This is a genomic window from Serratia sp. NA_13 (genome assembly GCF_052691735.1).
In genome coordinates, this window is the sequence record NZ_JBQZFV010000021.1 from 42,919 (window position 1) to 62,880 (window position 19,962).

The following is a 19,962-nucleotide window of genomic DNA, read 5'->3' on the forward strand; positions in this document are numbered from 1 at the left end:
TGCATCAAGGCGGCAAGCCCGTAAATCCCCAGGAGTTTAGTCAACTAAGTGACTGGGGTGCGCGGGTGCAGCCAACACAGATGCAGCTTCAAGTATGACGGGTATTTAACCTGCCACCGCGATACGTTTCATATCGGTCATATACCCGCGCAGCTTACGGCCAACGGATTCGATCGGGTGATTACGTACCGCTTCGTTCACGTCACGCAGTTGCGCGTTGTCTACCGAGGTACCGGCTACAGATTTGCCCAGGTCACCCGCCTGCAGTGTGGTCATGAACTCTTTCAGCAGCGGCACTGCCGCGTTGGCAAACAGGTAGTTGCCGTATTCTGCGGTATCAGAGATAACCACGTTCATTTCGTACAGACGCTTACGCGCAATGGTATTGGCGATCAGCGGCAACTCGTGCAGTGATTCGTAGTAAGCGGATTCTTCGATGATGCCCGCATCAACCATGGTTTCGAATGCCAGCTCAACACCGGCTTTCACCATGGCAACCATCAACACGCCATGGTCAAAGTATTCCTGCTCGCTGATTTTACCTTCGAACTGTGGCGCATTCTCGAACGCCGATTTGCCGGTCTCTTCACGCCAGTTCAGCAATTTCACGTCGTCTTCTGCCCAGTCAGCCATCATGCCGCCGGAGAAAGCGCCGGAGATGATGTCATCCATATGTTTCTGGAACAGCGGTGCCATGATCTCTTTCAACTGCTCAGACAGTGCATAAGCACGCAGTTTGGCCGGATTGGACAGGCGATCCATCATCAGGGTGATCCCGCCCTGCTTCAGCGCTTCGGTGATGGTTTCCCAGCCGAACTGGATCAGTTTTTCTGCATAAGCCGGGTCAGTGCCTTCAGCAACCAGCTTGTCAAAGCACAGCAGCGAACCCGCCTGCAACATGCCACACAGAATGGTTTGCTCGCCCATCAGGTCAGATTTCACTTCGGCAACGAAGGAAGATTCCAGTACGCCCGCACGGTGGCCGCCGGTCGCTGCTGCCCAGGCCTTGGCAATCGCCATGCCTTCGCCTTTCGGATCGTTTTCCGGGTGAACCGCAATCAGAGTCGGTACGCCGAAACCACGTTTGTATTCTTCACGCACTTCGGTGCCCGGACATTTTGGCGCAACCATCACTACGGTGATGTCTTTACGTACTTGCTCGCCCACTTCTACGATGTTGAAACCGTGGGAGTAGCCCAGCGCCGCACCGTCTTTCATCAGCGGCTGTACGGCACGCACTACCGAGGTGTGCTGCTTGTCCGGCGTCAGGTTAACCACCAGGTCTGCCTGTGGGATCAAATCTTCGTAAGTCCCTACCTTGAAGCCGTTCTCGGTCGCTTTACGCCATGAAGGGCGTTTTTCGTCGATGGCTTCCTTACGCAGGGCATAGGCTACGTCCAGACCGGAGTCACGCATGTTCAGACCCTGGTTCAGCCCCTGCGCGCCACAGCCGACAATCACCACTTTTTTGCCTTTCAGGTAGCCGGCTTCATCAGCAAATTCTTCACGTGCCATAAAGCGACACTTGCCCAATTGCGCCAACTGCTGACGCAGGTTCAAGGTGTTGAAATAGTTAGCCATGGTGATACTCCAGTTAGATGTTGTGTCTTGCTGTTATTTTCATTCCCCGCCCTGTCTGCGCGGAGATTCGTTAAACTCAATGTATAACAGGAAACGCGTTGCTTAAATTGATATATTACGAATGTGACATTGCAATTTATGCAACACTCTTGCTGCGAGCGTACTGATATGGATTTGCGTGATTTAAAGCTGTTTCTCCATCTGGCTGAAAGCCATCACTTTGGCCGCACCGCCAAGGCGATGCACGTCAGCCCGTCGACGCTGTCCCGCCAGATCCAACGGCTGGAAGAGGTCCTCGGGCAGCCGCTGTTTTTGCGCGATAACCGCACCGTGCAGCTCACCGATGCCGGTGAACAGTTAAAAGATTTTGCCCAGCAGACACTGCTGCAATACCAGCAACTCAAACATTCGCTGGGTCAACATGGCCCTTCGCTGAGCGGCGAATTACGGCTATTTTGCTCAGTTACCGCCGCCTACAGCCATCTGCCGCCGATCCTCGATCGCTTCCGCGCGCAGCATCCGCTGGTAGAAATAAAACTGACCACCGGTGACGCCGCCGATGCAGTGGACAAAGTGCAATCCAACGAAGCCGATCTCGGCATTGCCGGTCGGCCCGAAACCCTGCCCACCAGCGTGGCGTTCACTAAAATCGGTGAGATCCCGCTGGTGCTGATTGCTCCGGCGCTGCCTTGCGCGGTCCGCAGCCAGGCGTTTGCCGAACAGCCCGACTGGGCCAATATTCCGTTTATCCTGCCGGAGCACGGCCCGTCGCGAAAACGCATCGAACTGTGGTTCCGTCGCCAGCGCATCGCCAATCCGCTGATTTACGCCACCGTTGGCGGCCACGAAGCCATTGTTTCGATGGTGGCGCTGGGCTGCGGCATCGCGCTGATCCCCGGCGTGGTGGTAGAAAACAGCCCGGAACCAGTGCGTAATCGCATTTCGCAACTGGAGAATATCTCCATGGTCGAGCCGTTCGAGCTGGGGGTCTGCGTGCAGAAAAAACGCCTCAGCGATCCGCTGATCGACGCTTTCTGGCGCTTGTTATTAACGGTCAAAAATCCTTAAAACGACTCCATTGCTTTTAAACACGATCATTTGAAATGCCGAGATAGACATACCCTAGGGATTTCATGTTGCAGCTAGTGAAGCCAACAACGCTGCAGCTTGAAAGGCGACGGGTATTTAGAGATCTGCCGGATCGACTTGTTTCATCGCCTCTACCTGCATCAGCCAGTGATACAGCGGCTCAAGCTGTTGGAAACCTTGCGCCAGGCTCTGCACCAACCCGGCATGGAACAGCTTTTCCACCTGACTGTCGGTCGCCATCACTGCAAAGGATTTGCGGTTGTACCAGGTGGCGATTTCTGGTGCCTGTTCTTTCACTAACGGCCGCTTGTAGCTTTCGCCCACCAGCTCAAACGGTGGCCGGCAGCAGGCCGCGACCTCTAAAAACGGCTGCGGTCGGCGCTGCAACGTATGGCGAAACAGATCCATGGTCGGTTTGTTAGCGCTGTAATAACCCAGTCCGTAACGCAACATGTCCGGCCCCAGTTCGAAGAAGTAGACCGGCGCGTCCTTCCAGTCTTTGCTTGGCCGTTTGAATGTCAGCCACATGCGGCTGCGGTAGCGTGATTTGTCGTGGGAAAAACGCGTGTCGCGATGAATACGCGACAGCGTTTTACCGATCGCCGGCCGGATCTCGAACAGGGGATCGATCGCCAACATCACCGGGCTCAGTTCGGCCACCAACGTACGGAACGGCGTTAACAGTTCACGATCGTAAACCTCGCGGTTGGCCTCAAACCATTCCTTGTCGTTCTCAATGCGCACCTGCTGAAGAAAATTCAGGCCCTGCTGGCTGAAACCGGTAAAACTGTCTGTCATACGCCGTCCTTGTCGATTCCCTTAACCCTGCAAGAAAAAACGGAACGCCGGGTTGTCGGTTTCATCGTGGCAGTCATAGCCCAGCGCCTGCAGATGCTGCTCAAACTCGGGTTCGGTCTGCGACAGCTCAAAACCTGCCAGCACGCGGCCAAAATCGGTGCCGTGGCTACGGTAGTGGAACAGTGAAATATTCCAATGGGTGCCCAACGTCTGCAAGAACTTCAGCAGTGCGCCAGGTGACTCAGGGAATTCAAAGCTGTACAGACGCTCACGCAACGGCTTCGAAGGACGCCCCCCGACCATATAACGCACGTGCAGCTTGGCCATTTCATCGTCGGACAGATCCACCACCTGATAACCATCGGCCTGCAGTTCATCGATGATTTCCAGGCGTTCGGCATGGCCGCGCGTCAGGCGAACACCGACGAAAATACAGGCGTTATCGGCATCGGCGTAACGGTAGTTGAACTCGGTGACCGAGCGCCCGCCCAGCAGTTGGCAAAACTTCAGGAAGCTGCCTTTCTGCTCTGGAATGGTGACTGCCAATAGGGCTTCGCGTTGTTCACCCAGTTCGCAGCGTTCGGACACATAACGCAAACCGTGGAAGTTCAGGTTGGCGCCGGACAACACGTGCGCCAGGCGCTCACCCTGGATGTTGTGCTGCTGCACATACTTTTTCAGCCCGGCCAGCGCCAGCGCGCCGGACGGCTCGGCAATGGCGCGCACGTCTTCGAACAAGTCTTTGACCGCCGCGCAGATAGCATCGCTATCGACGGTGATCACATCGTCCAGGTATTCCCGACACAGACGGAAGGTTTCGTCACCGATGCGCTTTACCGCCACGCCTTCGGCAAACAGCCCAACACGCGCCAGATCCACCGGTTGTCCGGCATCCAGCGCCGCACGCAGGCAGGCGGAGTCTTCCGCCTCCACGCCGATCACTTTAATCTGCGGCATCAGTTGCTTGATCAATACCGCCACGCCCGCCGCCAGACCGCCTCCACCAACCGGTACAAACACCCGGTCGAGATGCGCGTCCTGCTGCAGCAGTTCCATCGCCAACGTGCCCTGCCCGGCGATCACCGTTGGATGATCGAACGGGGGAACGAAGGTCATGCCCTGCTTGAGTGAAAGCTCTATCGCTCTGGCCTTGGCTTCATCAAAGTTGGCGCCGTGCAACAGCACTTCGCCGCCGAAGCCGCGCACCGCATCCACTTTGATGTCTGCGGTGGTCACCGGCATCACGATCAGCGTTTTGATCCCCAGCCGTTTGCCGGAATAGGCCACGCCCTGCGCATGGTTGCCCGCCGAAGCCGTCACCACACCGCGCGCCTTCTGCTCTTCGCTCAGGCTGGCGATCATCGCGTAAGCCCCACGCAGCTTGAAGCTGTGTACTGGCTGACGATCTTCGCGCTTCACCAAAATAGTATTGCCGAGACGCGAAGAGATTTTGCTCATTGTCTGCAATGGGGTGACCTGAGCCACCTCATAAACCGGCGAGCGGAGTACCGCTCGCAAATACTCCGCACCACAGGGAGCGTCGGGTAGGGGTTGCGATACCGCCATGGTGTTTAGCCTCCCAGCTTGCTCTTGTCGCGTACTGCGCCTTTGTCGGCGCTGGTCGCCAGCATGGCGTAGGCACGCAGGGCGAAGGAAACCTGACGCTCGCGATTTTTTGGCGTCCAGGCCAGGTCGCCACGTGCCAGCTCAACTTCACGACGCGCCGCCAGCTCGCTGTCCGAAACGTCCAGCACCATGCTGCGTTTTGGAATATCGATGTCGATCATGTCGCCATCTTCGATCAACGCAATCAGACCACCGCTGCCTGCTTCCGGAGAAACGTGGCCAATAGACAGACCCGAGGTACCGCCGGAGAAACGCCCGTCGGTGATCAAAGCGCAGGCTTTGCCCAGCCCCATGGATTTCAGATAGGTGGTTGGGTACAGCATTTCCTGCATGCCCGGCCCGCCCTTCGGCCCTTCATAGCGGATCACCACTACGTCACCGGCAACCACTTTACCACCGAGGATCGCTTCCACCGCCGAGTCCTGGCTTTCATACACTTTGGCCGGACCGCGGAAGGTCAGGTTGTCCCTGTCGACACCGGCGGTTTTCACAATGCTGCCGTCCAGTGCCATGTTGCCGTACAGCACGGCCAGGCCACCGTCCAGGCTGAAGGCATTTTCCAGCGAACGGATACAGCCCTCGGCACGGTCATCATCGAGCGTATCCCAGCGACAATCCTGCGAGAACGCCTTGGTGGTGCGGATACCGGCTGGGCCGGCACGGAACATTTTCTTCACCGCTTCGTCCTGGGTCAGCATGATGTCGTACTTTTCCAGCGTTTCCGGCAGTTTCATGCCCAGGATATTGTCGACGTCGCGATTCAACAGGCCTGCGCGATCCAGCTCACCCAAAATCGCCAGTACACCACCAGCGCGGTGCACGTCTTCCATATGGTACTTCGGGGTGCTTGGCGCCACCTTGCACAGGTGCGGCACCTTGCGCGAGAGGCGGTCGATGTCTTCCATGGTGAAGTCGATTTCACCTTCCTGCGCAGAAGCCAGCAGGTGCAATACGGTATTGGTCGAGCCGCCCATGGCGATATCCAGCGTCATGGCGTTTTCGAATGCTGCCTTGTTGGCAATATTGCGCGGCAGTGCGCTTTCATCACCCTGCTCGTAGTAACGTTTGGTCAAGGCTACGATGCGTTTACCGGCGTTAATAAACAGCTCTTTACGGTCGGCATGGGTCGCCAGCAGCGAGCCGTTGCCCGGTTGCGACAGGCCCAGCGCTTCGGTCAGGCAGTTCATCGAGTTGGCGGTGAACATGCCGGAACAAGAGCCGCAGGTTGGACAGGCGGAACGTTCGATCTGCCCGCTGTCGGCGTCGCTGACGTTCGGGTTGGCACCCTGAATCATCGCGTCTACCAGATCCAGTTTGATGATCTTGTCGGACAGCTTGGTTTTGCCGGCCTCCATCGGGCCGCCGGAAACGAAAATCACCGGAATATTCAGGCGCAGTGACGCCATCAGCATCCCTGGGGTGATCTTGTCGCAGTTGGAGATACACACCATCGCATCCGCGCAGTGGGCATTCACCATGTATTCAACCGAGTCGGCGATCAATTCACGCGACGGCAGGGAATAGAGCATGCCGCCGTGGCCCATGGCGATGCCGTCATCCACCGCAATGGTGTTGAACTCTTTGGCAACGCCGCCTGAGGCTTCGATCTGTTCTGCAACCAGTTTGCCCAAATCACGCAGATGCACATGGCCCGGAACAAACTGGGTAAATGAGTTGACCACCGCAATAATGGGTTTGCCAAAATCGTCGTCGGTCATTCCGGTCGCGCGCCATAATGCGCGGGCACCCGCCATGTTGCGGCCGTGGGTGGTGGTGGCGGAACGGTACTTAGGCATGCTCTTCACTCCAAATGTATTCATTGCAGGCGGCGAACGAACCGCCTGGATATTCTTATCTGTCTGTTGATTTACCCTATGAATTTCAAGCCACAACTTGAAAGACGACGGGTAAATTATGGGTTTACCGGATCCAACCACCCGTACTTGTCTTCGGTCTTGCCGGTAAACAGGCCAAAGAACGCCTGTTGGATCTGTTTGGTCACCGGGCCGCATTTGCCAATGCCGACCTGGATGCCGTCGACGCTGCGCACCGGGGTGATTTCCGCCGCGGTGCCGGACATGAACACTTCGTCGGCCAGGTACAGCGATTCGCGCGACAGCACTTGCTCACGCACTTCGAAGCCCATGTCTTTTGCCAGCTTGATGATGGCATCGCGGGTGATACCCGGCAGCGCGGAAGAGGTAAACGGTGGGGTGAACAGCACACCGTCTTTCACTTCAAACAGGTTTTCACCTGCGCCTTCGGAAATATAGCCGTGAACATCCAGTGCGATCCCTTCCTGATAACCGTGGCGGCGCGCTTCGCTGCCCACCAGAAGGGAAGAAAGATAGTTACCGCCGGCCTTGGCCGCGGTGGGGATGGTATTTGGCGCTACACGGTGCCAGGACGAAACCATCGCATCGATGCCTTGATCCAGCGCCTCTTCACCCAGGTACGCGCCCCAAGGAAACGCCGCGATAATCACGTCTGTTTTGTAACCGGCCGGCGGGTTAACCCCCATGCCGACGTCGCCCACAAACACCAGCGGACGAATATAAGCGCTGACCAGATTGTTTTTACGCAGCGTGGCGCGGCAGGCCTCCGTCAGCTCATCAACGCTTTGCGATACCGGCATGCGATAGATTTTTGCCGAGTCGTGCAGACGCTGCATATGTTCGCGGTGGCGGAATACCACCGGGCCTTTATGGGAGTCGTAGCAACGGACTCCTTCAAACACCGAAGTGCCGTAGTGCAACGCATGCGACATCACGTGCACTTTGGCGTCAGCCCAGGGAACCATCTCACCATTGAACCAAATGTAATCGGCTTTCTTCGTCATTGTTATTTATCCTTCTCGCGCGTCAGGCGCGTATTTGTTGTGATGTTTGTTGCCGAATCTCAACGCAGGAGACATCCATCAGTTTGCTCAACTGAGATGACAGTAGATCCACTGGGCGCTGGCTGGCAACGGTCAATTCAATATTAATCTTGTCGGTATTTGCCGCCGAAGCCATATTCATAGCACAAACCTGAAAGCCACGATGACGCACGACACGCAATACGCGCTCTAACATTTCAGGGCGAAAACGGGCCTGGATCGAGAGTTGATGCTGCATCATGATATTTTCTCCAACATGGTTTCGTTACCGGCACCCGGCGGCACCAGCGGCCAGACGTTTTCAAGTTCATCAATCGACACGTGCAACATATAAGGCCCTTCGCTGTTGAATAAGGCGTCGAGCGCGTCTGCTACCTGGTCTTTACGGGTGATACGCTGGCCGGGGATGCCAAAGGCATTGGCCAACATCAGGAAATCGGGGTTATCGGAGAGATTGGTTTCGCTGTAACGCCCGTCAAAAAACAGTTGCTGCCACTGACGAACCATTCCCAAACGCTGGTTATCCAGCAAAACGATTTTCAGCGGTAACTGTTTGCGTTTGATGGTGCCCAGTTCCTGCACGTTCATCATAAACGAACCGTCACCCGATACGCAGATCACCGTATCCTCCGGGCGGGCCATCTGGGCGCCAACCGCAGCCGGAACGCCAAAACCCATGGTGCCCAAACCGCTGGAGGTGATGAAATTCTCCGGACGTTCAAAGGTCATGTGCTGTGCGGTCCACATCTGGTGCTGGCCCACGTCGGTGGTGATCACGCTGTTGGCCGGCTTGCGCTCGGACAGCTGCTTTAACAGCAGCGGTGCGTAGATCGGCTGGCCCGGGTGGTCATAACGCCAGCTATGGCTTTCTTTCAGTTCAACCACTCGCTGCTGCCAGGCAGCGATACTCAGCGGCTGCTGCAACGCCGGTAACAAAGCTTTCAAATCGCCCTGCAGCGCTACGTGTGCCTGGCGCAACTTGCTCATTTCCGCCGGATCGATATCCATGTGGATCACCTTGGCATGCGGGGCGAAAGCGTTCAGTTTACCGGTTACGCGATCGTCAAAACGCGCGCCAACGGCAATCAGCAAATCGCACTCCTGCACCGCCAGGTTGGCGGCCTTGGTACCGTGCATCCCCAGCATACCGAGGTAGTACGGTTGCTCAGCGTCCGGTGCGCCCAGCCCTTTCAACGTGGCTACGTTGGGCATTTGGGTCACCGCAATGAACTCACGCAGCGCCGGTACCGCCTGCGCCATACCAACACCACCGCCGACATACAGCATCGGCTTGTGCGCCTGCGACAGCAATTCGACGGCCTGCGCCAGCTCCGCTGCCGGGTAGTGCAGTTCTTCCTCTACCGGCATCAGGTGCGGGTGTAATTCGCCGTGCGCCAGTTGGATGTCTTTCGGGATATCGATCAGCACCGGGCCAGGACGACCGCTGCTGGCGATGGCGAAGGCTTCCGCCATGATGCCCGGCAGCGCGTCCAGTGATTCCACCAGGAAGCTGTGTTTGGTGCAGGCCAGAGACAGGCCGAGGACATCGATCTCCTGAAAGGCATCGGTGCCAATCAGTGCTGAACCAACCTGACCGGTGATCGCCACCAGCGGAACGGAATCCAGCAGCGCATCGGCCAGGCCGGTGATCAGGTTGGTGGCGCCGGGGCCGGAAGTGGCGATACAAACGCCCACCTTGCCGGTGGAACGGGCATAGCCAATGGCCGCCATCGCGGCACCTTGCTCGTGGCGGCACAGCAAGTGTTCTACCCCACCGTCATACAATGCATCGTAGACCGGCATGATTGCGCCACCCGGGTAGCCGAATACCGTATCAACTCCCTGTGCACGCAATGCTTGTACTACCCACTGAGCCCCGTTCATAGTTATTTCCCCGCCTTACTTCGACAACTGCAGGATTTTGTTTTGTTATTCATATTGTTATCCTCGTTTCACTTTTCTCTTGCCAATAAAAAAACCCCCGGACCTTTCGGTGCGGGGGTTCTCTTGCGATTCCGGCTTGTTTTCTAAGCCATTCTTCGTCCAAGTGCAGCCCCGCACGGTGGGATAATAATCACCACCACGCTAATCACGACTAGGCTAATCACTTGGGCAAAGGCTTTCATAATAGGTTTGTTCACTGTGCTCGTTTCGAACTAATGCCTACAGAGGTACCATAGTCCCGCGCGGCATGACAACACTTTTTTTGCGTTATTATTCGGCGCAATCTGGTCATACCTCGTGCAAAATGCCCTGATTTCAAACGTTAGCCTGCACGCCCGAAGATTTAACGTCCCCCGAAATCGCCTTGCCGCGCGTGTCCTTGCCCAGGAACACCAGTAGCGCAATGACAATAGCCACCGTGCCGGCGATAATCGCCATCGCCAGGCCATAATTTTGGCCATGATGTTCGGCGATGGTCGCCTGCAGCGTGGCGTTGACCGAAGCAATCAGGTTACCCAACTGGTAAACAAACCCTGGCAGCACCGCACGGGTATTGGCCGGCACCAGTTCGGTGAGATAAGTCGGTATCACGCCCCAGGCCCCCTGCACCATGAACTGCATCAGGAAGGCGCCAATCCCCAACATCAGCGAACCGCTGGAAAATGCCCACAGTGGGATCACCGGCAAGGTCAATAACGCGGCAATGATAATGGCCTTACGGCGGCCGATTTTTTCCGACAGCGAACCAAAGAAAACGCCGCCAATGATTGAAGCGATGTTGTAGCTAATGGCGATAATACTGACGGTTTTAGGATCGAAACCGTGCTGAACTTTCAAAAACACCGGATACATATCCTGGGTGCCGTGCGAGAAGAAATTGAATGCCGCCATCAGTAACACCAGATAGCCGCACAGCTTCCAGTGACTTTTCAAGACCGGCAGCAGGGCACTGCTTTCCTTGCGTTCACGCGCCGCCAGCCACACCGGCGATTCCTGTACGCAGTAGTAAATAAACGGCAGCAGCAAAATCGGCGCCGCACCGATCACGAACATACCGCGCCAGCCAACCACCTCAAACAGCAGGCCGTACACCACCGCCGCCAACAGATAACCAAAGGGATAACCGGCCTGGAAAATCCCCGACATCAAGCCACGCGAGCGATCCGGAATGGTCTCCAGCGCCAGCGACGAAGCTACGCCCCAGATCCCCCCCATAGCCACGCCGTACAACACCCGCAGTAACAGGAATACCGTCAACGAAGGCGCCGCTGCGGACAACAGTTCAAAAATTGAGAAGAACACGATATTCAACATCAAAATCGGTTTGCGCCCGTACTTTTCCGCCGCCCGGCCGAAGATCAGTGCACCAATCGGTCGCACCGCCAGCGTCAGCAAGATCGCCAGCGTTACCTCCTCCATGCCGACATGGAAAGATTGCGCAATATCGCTGAGCAGAAAGACCAGCACGAAAAAATCGAAAGCATCAAGCGTCCAGCTTGAAAAGCTGGCGATGGCTGCATTGCGTTGCAGCGGAGTCCAACCAAACATAGTGTTATCCCTACTCTGGAATACGAGGTCATGAGGTTTAGCGGCTACCGCAGCGGAAGGCAACGGCGGTCGGATTTTGTTAACAAAGTTATTTTTATTTTGCTCAATTGTTAAATACACCCATTAACCCTCTCACTGCAACTTGGTTAGCTTGCTAATTTGTTGCAGCATTCACGTAATTGTTAAGGGGTATTGCCGTCACTTGCGCAGTGCTGCACAAAAATTCGTTATCCTTATGAAATTCATTATTTTAATTACGACCTCCCACGCAAATACTCCAAGGTTACCGCGCCCCGGCAGGGCCTTTGCCGCATCATGTTGCCTACAGCAAGGAGAGCAATATGTCACTGGCGGTTATCTATACCCGAGCCACGCTGGGCGTTCAGGCCCCTTCGGTTACGGTGGAAGTGCATATCAGCAACGGGCTACCCGGTCTGACCATGGTCGGCCTGCCGGAAACCACGGTGAAAGAATCCCGCGATCGGGTACGCAGCGCATTGATCAATAATGGTTTCACCTTTCCCGCGCGGCGTATCACCGTCAATCTGGCACCGGCCGATTTACCCAAGGAAGGCGGTCGTTACGACCTGCCGATCGCTTTGGCGATCCTCGCTGCCTCCGAGCAGCTACCGCTCGACAAACTGGCCCGTTATGAATTCCTTGGGGAGTTGGCGTTATCCGGCGCACTACGGGGAGTCAGTGGCGCGATACCCGCCGCGCTGGCCGCAATGGACGCGGGCAGGCAGTTGATTCTGGCTGCCACCAATGGCCGAGAGGCGGGATTGATTACCCAAAGCGAAACCCTGGTGGCAGAACACCTGCTGGAGGTATGCGCCTTTCTGCTGGGCAAAGGAGACTTACCGATAGCCAGCGCGCCGCAGGCAACGGAGACCACGCAGGAACCTGCCGACCTGCAAGATATTCTGGGCCAGGAACAGGCGAAGCGGGCACTGGAGATCGCCGCCGCCGGGGGACACAACCTGTTGCTGGTCGGCCCACCAGGCACCGGGAAAACCATGCTGGCCAGCCGTTTGACTGGCCTGCTGCCCCCGCTGACCGACAGGGAGGCACTGGAAACCATCAGCGTCGCCAGCCTGCTGCATCACTCTACGCAAGCGCTGCCATGGCGACAGCGGCCCTTTCGCGCACCGCATCACAGTGCCTCGATGGCCGCGCTGGTCGGCGGCGGCTCTCTGCCGCGGCCGGGTGAAATATCTATGGCGCACAACGGCGTGCTGTTTCTTGATGAATTACCCGAATTCGAAAGGCGAGTATTGGATGCCCTGCGTGAACCCCTGGAGTCCGGCGAAATAGTCATTTCACGCGCTACGGCCAAGGTCTGCTTTCCGGCCAGAGTGCAGCTGATCGCCGCCATGAATCCCAGCCCCACCGGGCACTATCAGGGCATACATAACCGCGCGTCCCCACAACAGATCCTGCGCTATCTCGGACGGCTTTCAGGGCCGTTTCTCGATCGCTTCGATTTATCGATTGAGGTCCCCCTGCTGCCACCCGGCGTGCTGAGCAAACGACGCATCACCGGTGAAAGTAGCACCCAGGTACGGGAGCGGGTGCTGCTGGCACGCGAAAGGCAGCTCAACCGTTCAGGGAAGATCAACGCCCTGCTGAATAATCACGAGGTAGAGCGAGATTGCGCATTGAGCGAAGCCGACGCAGATTTTCTTGAGACGACGTTAAATCGATTGGGGTTATCGGTTCGCGCCTGGCAGCGGATTTTAAAAGTGGCTCGCACCCTGGCTGATTTGGCGGGAGATAGGGATATTGATAAGCGCCATTTGAGCGAAGCACTTGGCTATCGCAGTATGGATCGCCTGTTGCTACAGCTGCACCGCAGCCTGGAGTAAAAATGGGGCCCAAAGGCCCCATCGTTATCAATCGTCGCTGTCGGTGTAATCTTCCACCGCGTCAGCCTGCGGCTTGCCGCCGGACAGGGTATGGAATTTTTTCGGGCGGCGTGTGCGCAACAGATATTTAGCCCATACTTTTTCCTGCTCGGTAACCGGCTCACGCTCACCGTGGCACACTGCGACGAACAACTGTTCTTCTTCAGTGACCGGCTGACGTTTGCCCGCGTCCAGCTCATTGAACGCATACCCGAAACGCTCTAGCAATTGCGCTTCTTTAATGGTGAAATCGCCGTGACGGGAGAACCCGCGAGGATAATGTTTATTATCAAAAAAACGACTGGTCGTGGTGAAGCTATCCGCCATCTGACACGCTCCTAATTCTCTCATGGCCGTGCTGTTTATGGCGCGGAGTATTAGATAGGCTTGACATTGTGTAAAACAAAACATTTAAATCTTAACGATAAAAATTTCTGGAGATGGGTGTGGATACCGAATTACTGAAAACCTTTTTGGAGGTCAGTAGAACGCGTCACTTTGGCCGAGCCGCAGAATCCTTGTACTTAACGCAGTCTGCCGTTAGTTTTCGTATCCGCCAGTTAGAAACCCAATTGGGCGCGAATTTATTCACCCGGCATCGTAACAATATCCGTCTGACACCAGCAGGGGAGCGGCTTCTGCCCTATGCTGAGAGCCTGATGACGACCTGGCAATTGGCGAAAAAAGAGGTGGTGCGTTCGCTGCAACATACTGAACTGTCCATCGGTGCCACCGCGTCATTGTGGGAAGCTTATCTGACCCCGTGGCTGCAATCGTTGTATCAACAACGAGAGGCATTACAGCTGGAAGCCAGGGTGGCGTTACGGCACTCTTTGGTAAAACAGCTGCATGAAAGACAGCTCGATTTGCTCATCACCACCGAGCCGCCAAAAATGGATGAACTGGCCAGCCAGCTGTTGGGCAATTTCTCGCTGCGGCTGTTCTCTTCCACCCTGCGTGATAAACATGCGCCGATGCCTTATATCAAGCTGGAATGGGGGGCGGATTTTCATCAGCAGGAGAGCCGTATGCTGGAGGGTGATAACCTGCCGGTACTCACCACAACCTCCGCACACCTGACCCGACAACTGCTGGAAACCACCGGCGGTTGCGCCTTCCTGCCCAGCCAATGGGAGAAGGACTACCCGCAGTTGGCCGCCATTGCCGACATTCCGCCGATAATCCGCCCGCTGTACGCCGTTTGGCTGCAAAATAGCGATCAACAGCCGCTGATCCGCCAACTGTTGAAAATACCTTTAAATACTACGGCATAAGGCGTTATGACGGCGTTAAGCGAGGATGCCGGGGTTTGGTTCGTCTACCGAGCCAAAACGCGCTCATCGCCTTCTGAAGGCCGATAAAGCCGAACAACAGAATGCCGATGACAATTTTGGTCCACCAGGAGCTGAGCGTGCCGTCGAAAGTGATGTAACTCTGTATCAGCCCCTGGATCAGTACACCGAACAACGTGCCCAATACGGTGCCAACCCCACCGGTCAACAAGGTGCCACCAATCACTACCGCCGCAATGGCATCCAACTCTACCCCGCTGGCCGCCAGCGCGTAGCCCGCCGAGGTATACAGCGAGAAAATAATCCCGGACAACGCAGCCAGCGTGCCTGAGAGCATATAAATCAGCACCGTGGTCCGTTGCACCGGTACGCCCATCAGCGCCGCAGATACCCGATTACCGCCGATGGCGTAGACGTTGTGGCCAAATCGGGTGCGGTGCGCCAACACTATGCCGACCGCTACCACCATTAGCATCACCAACGCCAACAGCGTGAAACGGCCGCCGCCCGGCAGTTTCCAGGCGTAGTTCGCCAGCGTCGCGTACAAAGGGTGATCGATGGGAATCGACTCTTCCGAAACGATAAAACTCATGCCCCGCACGAAAAACATTCCGGCCAGCGTGATGATAAACGCCGGTAGCTTCAATATATCGATGATCCAGCCCATCAGTGCGCCAAACGACGCCCCCATCAGCAGCGCAATAACAAACGCATAACCCGGAGCAATACCGTAGGTGCCGATCAATTTGGCCAATAGCACCCCGGTGAAGGCGATCACCGAGCCGACCGACAGATCAATACCGCCGGAAAGGATCACAAACGTCATGCCTACCGCGACGATGCCAAGAAAGGCGTTGTCGGTCAGCAAGTCACACCACACCCGCGTTGAGGCAAAACTGGGAAACTGAGTAAGGCAAAAACCATAGCCCAGGAGGAACACCAGGACCGTCATCAACAGAGGCAAATTACGCTTGATCATGGCCTTTTTCTCCTAAGCAGTTGACGCAACGAAACGCTGGGTGATTGCACCATCAGCACCGCCAGCACCACGATCGCTTTCAGTACCAGATTAAACTCCGGCCGATAGCCGGAGAGCAGAATACCGGTATTCATCCCCTGAATAATTAATGCACCCACCACCGACAACAGCAGGTTAAAACGTCCCCCCAGCAATGAACCGCCGCCGATCACCACCGCCAGGATCGCATCCAACTCCAGCCACAGCCCGGCATTGTTGGCGTCTGCACCCCGGATATCCGCCGTGACGATTATCCCGGCCACCGCAGCACAGAGTCCGCAGATCACATATACCGCGATCACCACCCAGCGCGTACTGACCCCCGCATTGCGGGCCGAGCGCAGATTGATACCCACAGCTTCGATAAACAGCCCCAGCGCCGTTTTACGCGTCAGCAGCCAGATCAACAGCAGCATCACTGCAGCAATGATCGCCGGCAGTGGCAAATACATCAGCGCACCGCTACCGAGCCACGCCAGCCCTTCCCGCTCAAAGGTGACGATCTGTCCCTCGGTGATCAGTTGTGCAATGCCACGACCGGCCACCATCAGCATCAGCGTGGCGACAATCGGTTGTATCTGCAATACCGCCACCAGAAAGCCATTCCACAGGCCACACAGCGCTCCGGCCGCCAAAGCAGCCGCCAGCACGTAGCCCAGCGGATAACCGGCGCTGGTCAAGGTTGCGGCCGTGGCACCGGCTATCGCCATCACCGCCCCCACGGAAAGGTCGATACCCCCGGTGGCGATTACTAACGTCATGCCCAACGCCAATAACGCTACCGGCGCGCCACGGTTAACGATGTCGATCACGCTACCAAACAGTCGACCGTCCTGAATGTGGATGGAAAAGAAATTCGGGGCGACCAGGCTGTCAATCAGCAAAATCACCGCCAGCGCCCCCAGTTGCGTTGCCCCAGCGGGGAACACCCATCTGACTTTGCGTGGCCCACCGGACATGGAAAAACTCCTGAGGTTCATTCAACCCCCTGTTGCGCGGCAATCGCCTGCATGATTGCAGGTACCGTAATGGCGTCATGTTCAAGCTGCGCTACATGCTTTCTGTCGCGTAGCACCAAGATACGATCGGCATAGCCCGCCAGCTCTTCCAGTTCGGAAGAAATCACCAACAGCGCCAGCCCTTCATCACAGAGTTTTTCAATTAAACGAATGATTTCAGCATGTGCGCCAACATCTATTCCGCGTGTCGGTTCATCCAGGATCAAAAAACGCGGTTTGGTCGCCAACCAGCGGGACAGCAACACTTTCTGCTGATTGCCACCGGACAGATATTGGATCTGCTGTTCCGGCCCCGGAGTGCGGATGCCCATCAGCTGGATATAACTCTCGGCAATCCGGGTTTGTTCCCGCAGCGATAAGGGTTTTAACCAACCGCGTTGCGCCTGCAGAGCCAGAATGATGTTTTCCCGCACCGTTGCAGCGCCGACAATCCCGTCGGTTTTACGGTCCTCAGGGCAATAGCCGAAACCGAGACTGGCTGCTTTACGAGGTGTACGGATGTTCACCGTACGTCCCTCAACTTTCGCACTGCCGCTATCACGCGGCTTGATACCGAATATCAGCTGAGCCGTTTCCGTGCGCCCCGATCCCAGCAGGCCGGCCAGGCCAACTATCTCGCCCGGACGTATTTGCAGATTGAAGGGTTCAACCATGCCGCGCCGCCCGTAGCCACTGAATTCAACCAGATATGGCGCCTCAGTTAGCCCGTGCTCACCACGTTTGAGCAGCGACTCGTCAAACGCGTGGCCAAGCATCATCTGTACCAATTCCAGACGCGGTAAATCAGCGGTAACCTTGGTCCCCACTAACTTACCGTTGCGCAGTACGGTGATACGATCGCAAATGAGGTAAACCTGATCGAGGAAGTGGGTGACAAAGATCATCCCCATACCCTGAGTACGGAGCTGGCTGAGAATACCCAGCAACATGCTAACTTCTTTAGCATCCAGACTGGCGGTTGGCTCGTCCAGGATCAGGACTTTGGCTGACAGGTCGACCGCCCGCGCGATAGCGATAATCTGCTGGATCGCAATCGAGTAATTCCCCAACGGCTGGCTGACATCCAACTGTAATCCATACCCCAATAAAAGCTGTTGGGCCTGGCTCAGCAGCTTTTTTTGATCAATCAGACCAAACCGCGTTGGCTCTCGACCAATGAAAAGATTGGCCGCCACCGAGATGTTCGGCAGCAGGTTAACCTCCTGATAAACCGTGCCAATCCCCAACACCTGGGCCTGTGCGGTGCTGTGTGGGGCAATGGTACGCCCCTCCAGCAGGATTTCACCGGCGGAACGCTGATAGACCCCGGTTAACGCTTTGATTAACGTGGATTTCCCCGCGCCATTCTCACCCAGCAACGCCATGATCTCTCCGCGCTGTAACGTGATATCAACCTGCTCCAGCGCTTTGACGCCAGGAAACTCAACGGATAATCCCTTAATCGCCAATAACGTGGTCTGAGATGTGGCCATCTTCTGTCCCGCCGGTAAGTGGATTAATAACCCATGCTTTTCTTCAGCTCGAATTCCTGTTTCGCGGTATCTGGCTGCAACAGTTTCGATTCAGTCTGGATAAACTTCGGCGGTTGGGTACCCTCCTTCTTCATCGCCAGCAGCGCATCAAACGCCGGGCCGGCCATATTCGGCGTTAATTCGACCGAGGCATTGGCTTCACCATTCATCATTGCTTTGAATATGTCAGGCACACCGTCGATAGAGACGATTTTGATTTGTGAACCTGGTTTTAAACCCGCCTCTTTGATTGCCTGAATAGCGCCGATTGCCATATCGTCGTTATGCGCATACACGGCGCAGATATTTTTACCGTTCTGCTCGGCCTTGATAAAACTTTCCATCACTTCTTTGCCCTTGCTGCGGGTAAAATCGCCGGATTGCGAGCGGATGATTTTAACGTTAGCAGCGTTGGCTATACCGTCGGCAAAGCCTTTCTTGCGGTTGATGGCGACGCTGGCCCCCACGGTCCCCTGCAGTTCCACCACGTTACAGGGTTTGCCGGCAACCTCTTTCACCAGCCACTCTCCTGCGACTTTACCTTCGTGCACACTGTCGGACGCCACAGCTGCAGTATAGAGCGAGGGATCGTTCACTTCGATCATCCGGTCGAGCAGGAATACCGGGATCTTGGCCTCTTTGGCCTCTTGCAGTACCGGACTCCATCCGGTGGCGACTACCGGCGCAATGAAAATGGCATCAACCCCCTGGGCAATGAAGGATCTGACCGCTTTGATCTGGTTTTCCTGTTTTTGCTGTGCATCGGCGATTTTTAACGTAATACCGCGTTTTTCCGCTTCCTGTTTCGACACCTTGGTTTCGGCAGAACGCCAGCCCGATTCCGAACCAATCTGAGAAAAACCGACGACCAGCGGTGCCGCCTGTACCGTACTTATCAAGGCGCCAGTGATGGCGGCCGCTAACAGCAGACGTTTAACCATTTTTGTGTTCTCCCCGCACTGCCCAGGGACCAGGTGGCTTCAGGCAGTGTTAACTGTTGTTGTGTATGCTGCATATTTTTCTGGTGAAGTGGGTATCCAAAGACCCGGACACCCATTAGGTTTAGTCGAAAATCAGGCAGGAATAATGAGCGGCATCACATCACGGGATAACAACCATTTTGTACATGGATCCAGCTAAAAATGTCTAAATTTGGAGCAGTTTCGGCAGGATTTTTAGGCAATTTATCAGAGGAATAGCGAGGATTTTGAAAAAGCAGAAAGCAAAAAAAAACCCTTCGCTTTCGCAAAGGGTTTCCAATATGGCAGGGGCGGAGAGACTCGAACTCGCGACACCCGGTTTTGGAGACCGGTGCTCTACCAACTGAGCTACGCCCCTAAATCATGCTTAACATTATGCCTGCTAAAGTTAGCAGGCATAATTTAAATAATTGGCGGAACGGACGGGGCTCGAACCCGCGACCCCCTGCGTGACAGGCAGGTATTCTAACCAACTGAACTACCGCTCCACCGGTTCTTTCACGTTACATCTTTCGATGTGGCAAAACCGCTCTTGGCGATCCTGCTCATTACCGGGTGTCAAACCGATAACGTTTAATTGATGCCTGGCAGTGTCCTACTCTCGCATGGGGAGACCCCACACTACCATCGGCGCTACGGCGTTTCACTTCTGAGTTCGGCATGGGATCAGGTGGGACCACCGCGCTATTGCCGCCAGGCAAATTCTGTTTCATTCCGGCCGTTACCTCTGTAACCACCAGAACCAATCTCGGAACATTCGCTGAAAATAGAGTA

At 55.9% G+C, this 19,962-nt stretch carries 17 protein-coding genes, 2 tRNA genes and 1 rRNA gene; 3 read left to right on the plus strand and 17 right to left on the minus strand.

Annotated features, from left to right (window positions below; translation table 11 throughout):
• Positions 1 to 105: 105 nt before the first annotated feature.
• Positions 106 to 1,581, minus strand: a complete 1,476-nt coding sequence (ilvC, locus tag ACUTSU_RS21275) for a ketol-acid reductoisomerase (protein ID WP_017894390.1) — start codon at positions 1,579 to 1,581, stop codon at positions 106 to 108.
• Between the two features lie 168 nt (positions 1,582 to 1,749).
• Between ilvC and ilvY the strand changes: the two genes are divergently transcribed.
• Positions 1,750 to 2,649: an HTH-type transcriptional activator IlvY gene (gene ilvY, locus ACUTSU_RS21280; RefSeq protein WP_445652758.1), complete on the plus strand. Its 900-nt coding sequence runs from the start codon at positions 1,750 to 1,752 to the stop codon at positions 2,647 to 2,649.
• 117 nt (positions 2,650 to 2,766) lie between these two features.
• Here the strand turns inward: ilvY and ACUTSU_RS21285 are convergent, their stop codons facing one another.
• The 8 genes from ACUTSU_RS21285 to ACUTSU_RS21320 all read right to left on the minus strand — a co-directional run bounded on the left by ACUTSU_RS21285 (position 2,767) and on the right by ACUTSU_RS21320 (position 11,464).
• Positions 2,767 to 3,468: a DUF2461 domain-containing protein gene (locus ACUTSU_RS21285; protein WP_445652759.1), complete on the minus strand. Its 702-nt coding sequence runs from the start codon at positions 3,466 to 3,468 to the stop codon at positions 2,767 to 2,769.
• A 21-nt stretch (positions 3,469 to 3,489) separates the two neighbouring features.
• Positions 3,490 to 5,034: a threonine ammonia-lyase, biosynthetic gene (gene ilvA, locus ACUTSU_RS21290; protein WP_445652760.1), complete on the minus strand. Its 1,545-nt coding sequence runs from the start codon at positions 5,032 to 5,034 to the stop codon at positions 3,490 to 3,492.
• Between the two features lie 5 nt (positions 5,035 to 5,039).
• The gene (ilvD, locus tag ACUTSU_RS21295; RefSeq protein WP_445654690.1) at positions 5,040 to 6,890 is read right to left on the minus strand and encodes a dihydroxy-acid dehydratase; all 1,851 of its coding nucleotides are present in this window, start codon (positions 6,888 to 6,890) and stop codon (positions 5,040 to 5,042) included.
• 116 nt (positions 6,891 to 7,006) lie between these two features.
• Positions 7,007 to 7,933, minus strand: a complete 927-nt coding sequence (gene ilvE / locus ACUTSU_RS21300) for a branched-chain-amino-acid transaminase (RefSeq protein WP_445654691.1) — start codon at positions 7,931 to 7,933, stop codon at positions 7,007 to 7,009.
• Positions 7,934 to 7,955: 22 nt separating this feature from the next.
• Positions 7,956 to 8,213 carry an acetolactate synthase 2 small subunit gene (ilvM, locus tag ACUTSU_RS21305; protein ID WP_445652763.1) on the minus strand — a complete coding sequence of 86 codons (258 nt, stop codon included), beginning with the start codon at positions 8,211 to 8,213 and terminating at the stop codon, positions 7,956 to 7,958.
• On the minus strand, positions 8,210 to 9,856 hold the full coding sequence (gene ilvG, locus ACUTSU_RS21310) for an acetolactate synthase 2 catalytic subunit (protein ID WP_445654692.1): 1,647 nt from the start codon (positions 9,854 to 9,856) through the stop codon (positions 8,210 to 8,212). Before ilvG ends, ilvM begins: the two co-directional genes overlap by 4 nt.
• 143 nt (positions 9,857 to 9,999) lie before the next feature.
• The gene (gene ilvL, locus ACUTSU_RS21315) at positions 10,000 to 10,098 is read right to left on the minus strand and encodes an ilv operon leader peptide (RefSeq protein WP_015962288.1); all 99 of its coding nucleotides are present in this window, start codon (positions 10,096 to 10,098) and stop codon (positions 10,000 to 10,002) included.
• 133 nt (positions 10,099 to 10,231) lie between these two features.
• Positions 10,232 to 11,464: an MFS transporter gene (locus ACUTSU_RS21320; protein ID WP_445654693.1), complete on the minus strand. Its 1,233-nt coding sequence runs from the start codon at positions 11,462 to 11,464 to the stop codon at positions 10,232 to 10,234.
• Positions 11,465 to 11,805: 341 nt separating this feature from the next.
• Between ACUTSU_RS21320 and ACUTSU_RS21325 the strand changes: the two genes are divergently transcribed.
• Positions 11,806 to 13,329, plus strand: coding sequence for a YifB family Mg chelatase-like AAA ATPase (locus ACUTSU_RS21325; RefSeq protein ID WP_445654694.1), 1,524 nt, complete (start codon positions 11,806 to 11,808; stop codon positions 13,327 to 13,329).
• Between the two features lie 27 nt (positions 13,330 to 13,356).
• On the opposite strand, the gene ACUTSU_RS21330 is transcribed toward ACUTSU_RS21325, so the two are convergent.
• Positions 13,357 to 13,695, minus strand: coding sequence for a DUF413 domain-containing protein (locus ACUTSU_RS21330; RefSeq protein WP_445652767.1), 339 nt, complete (start codon positions 13,693 to 13,695; stop codon positions 13,357 to 13,359).
• Positions 13,696 to 13,814: 119 nt separating this feature from the next.
• Between ACUTSU_RS21330 and hdfR the strand changes: the two genes are divergently transcribed.
• A complete protein-coding gene (hdfR, locus tag ACUTSU_RS21335) occupies positions 13,815 to 14,642 on the plus strand; it encodes an HTH-type transcriptional regulator HdfR (protein ID WP_026142584.1) in 828 nt (275 codons plus the stop codon).
• A 4-nt stretch (positions 14,643 to 14,646) separates the two neighbouring features.
• Here the strand turns inward: hdfR and yjfF are convergent, their stop codons facing one another.
• From yjfF to rrf, 7 genes are all read right to left on the minus strand, one after another.
• The gene (gene yjfF / locus ACUTSU_RS21340; RefSeq protein ID WP_445652768.1) at positions 14,647 to 15,639 is read right to left on the minus strand and encodes a galactofuranose ABC transporter, permease protein YjfF; all 993 of its coding nucleotides are present in this window, start codon (positions 15,637 to 15,639) and stop codon (positions 14,647 to 14,649) included.
• Positions 15,636 to 16,658 (minus strand): galactofuranose ABC transporter, ATP-binding protein YtfT, encoded by a 1,023-nt coding sequence (ytfT, locus tag ACUTSU_RS21345; protein WP_445652769.1) that lies wholly within the window; start codon positions 16,656 to 16,658, stop codon positions 15,636 to 15,638. The genes yjfF and ytfT overlap by 4 nt, the downstream gene beginning before the upstream one ends.
• Complete coding sequence (locus ACUTSU_RS21350; RefSeq protein ID WP_445654695.1) at positions 16,655 to 18,169, minus strand: sugar ABC transporter ATP-binding protein; 1,515 nt, start codon at positions 18,167 to 18,169, stop codon at positions 16,655 to 16,657. The genes ytfT and ACUTSU_RS21350 overlap by 4 nt, the downstream gene beginning before the upstream one ends.
• Before the next feature lie 23 nt (positions 18,170 to 18,192).
• Entirely contained in the window at positions 18,193 to 19,149 is a 957-nt protein-coding gene (gene ytfQ, locus ACUTSU_RS21355) for a galactofuranose ABC transporter, galactofuranose-binding protein YtfQ (protein WP_445654696.1), read from the minus strand.
• A gap of 321 nt (positions 19,150 to 19,470) precedes the next feature.
• Positions 19,471 to 19,546: transfer RNA gene (locus ACUTSU_RS21360), tRNA-Trp, on the minus strand.
• Between the two features lie 53 nt (positions 19,547 to 19,599).
• Positions 19,600 to 19,676, minus strand: a tRNA-Asp gene (locus ACUTSU_RS21365).
• 94 nt (positions 19,677 to 19,770) lie between these two features.
• Positions 19,771 to 19,886, minus strand: a 5S ribosomal RNA gene (gene rrf / locus ACUTSU_RS21370).
• Positions 19,887 to 19,962: the final 76 nt, after the last annotated feature.

Bases quoted from the DNA above. Each gene is read 5' to 3' on its own strand.
- ilvC (WP_017894390.1), bottom strand. From the start codon at position 1,581: ATGGCTAACTATTTCAACACCTTGAACCTGCGTCAGCAGTTGGCGCAA.
- ilvY (WP_445652758.1), top strand. From the start codon at position 1,750: ATGGATTTGCGTGATTTAAAGCTGTTTCTCCATCTGGCTGAAAGCCAT.
- ACUTSU_RS21285 (WP_445652759.1), bottom strand. From the start codon at position 3,468: ATGACAGACAGTTTTACCGGTTTCAGCCAGCAGGGCCTGAATTTTCTT.
- ilvA (WP_445652760.1), bottom strand. From the start codon at position 5,034: ATGGCGGTATCGCAACCCCTACCCGACGCTCCCTGTGGTGCGGAGTAT.
- ilvD (WP_445654690.1), bottom strand. From the start codon at position 6,890: ATGCCTAAGTACCGTTCCGCCACCACCACCCACGGCCGCAACATGGCG.
- ilvE (WP_445654691.1), bottom strand. From the start codon at position 7,933: ATGACGAAGAAAGCCGATTACATTTGGTTCAATGGTGAGATGGTTCCC.
- ilvM (WP_445652763.1), bottom strand. From the start codon at position 8,213: ATGATGCAGCATCAACTCTCGATCCAGGCCCGTTTTCGCCCTGAAATG.
- ilvG (WP_445654692.1), bottom strand. From the start codon at position 9,856: ATGAACGGGGCTCAGTGGGTAGTACAAGCATTGCGTGCACAGGGAGTT.
- ilvL (WP_015962288.1), bottom strand. From the start codon at position 10,098: ATGAAAGCCTTTGCCCAAGTGATTAGCCTAGTCGTGATTAGCGTGGTG.
- ACUTSU_RS21320 (WP_445654693.1), bottom strand. From the start codon at position 11,464: ATGTTTGGTTGGACTCCGCTGCAACGCAATGCAGCCATCGCCAGCTTT.
- ACUTSU_RS21325 (WP_445654694.1), top strand. From the start codon at position 11,806: ATGTCACTGGCGGTTATCTATACCCGAGCCACGCTGGGCGTTCAGGCC.
- ACUTSU_RS21330 (WP_445652767.1), bottom strand. From the start codon at position 13,695: ATGGCGGATAGCTTCACCACGACCAGTCGTTTTTTTGATAATAAACAT.
- yjfF (WP_445652768.1), bottom strand. From the start codon at position 15,639: ATGATCAAGCGTAATTTGCCTCTGTTGATGACGGTCCTGGTGTTCCTC.
- ytfT (WP_445652769.1), bottom strand. From the start codon at position 16,658: ATGAACCTCAGGAGTTTTTCCATGTCCGGTGGGCCACGCAAAGTCAGA.
- ACUTSU_RS21350 (WP_445654695.1), bottom strand. From the start codon at position 18,169: ATGGCCACATCTCAGACCACGTTATTGGCGATTAAGGGATTATCCGTT.
- ytfQ (WP_445654696.1), bottom strand. From the start codon at position 19,149: ATGGTTAAACGTCTGCTGTTAGCGGCCGCCATCACTGGCGCCTTGATA.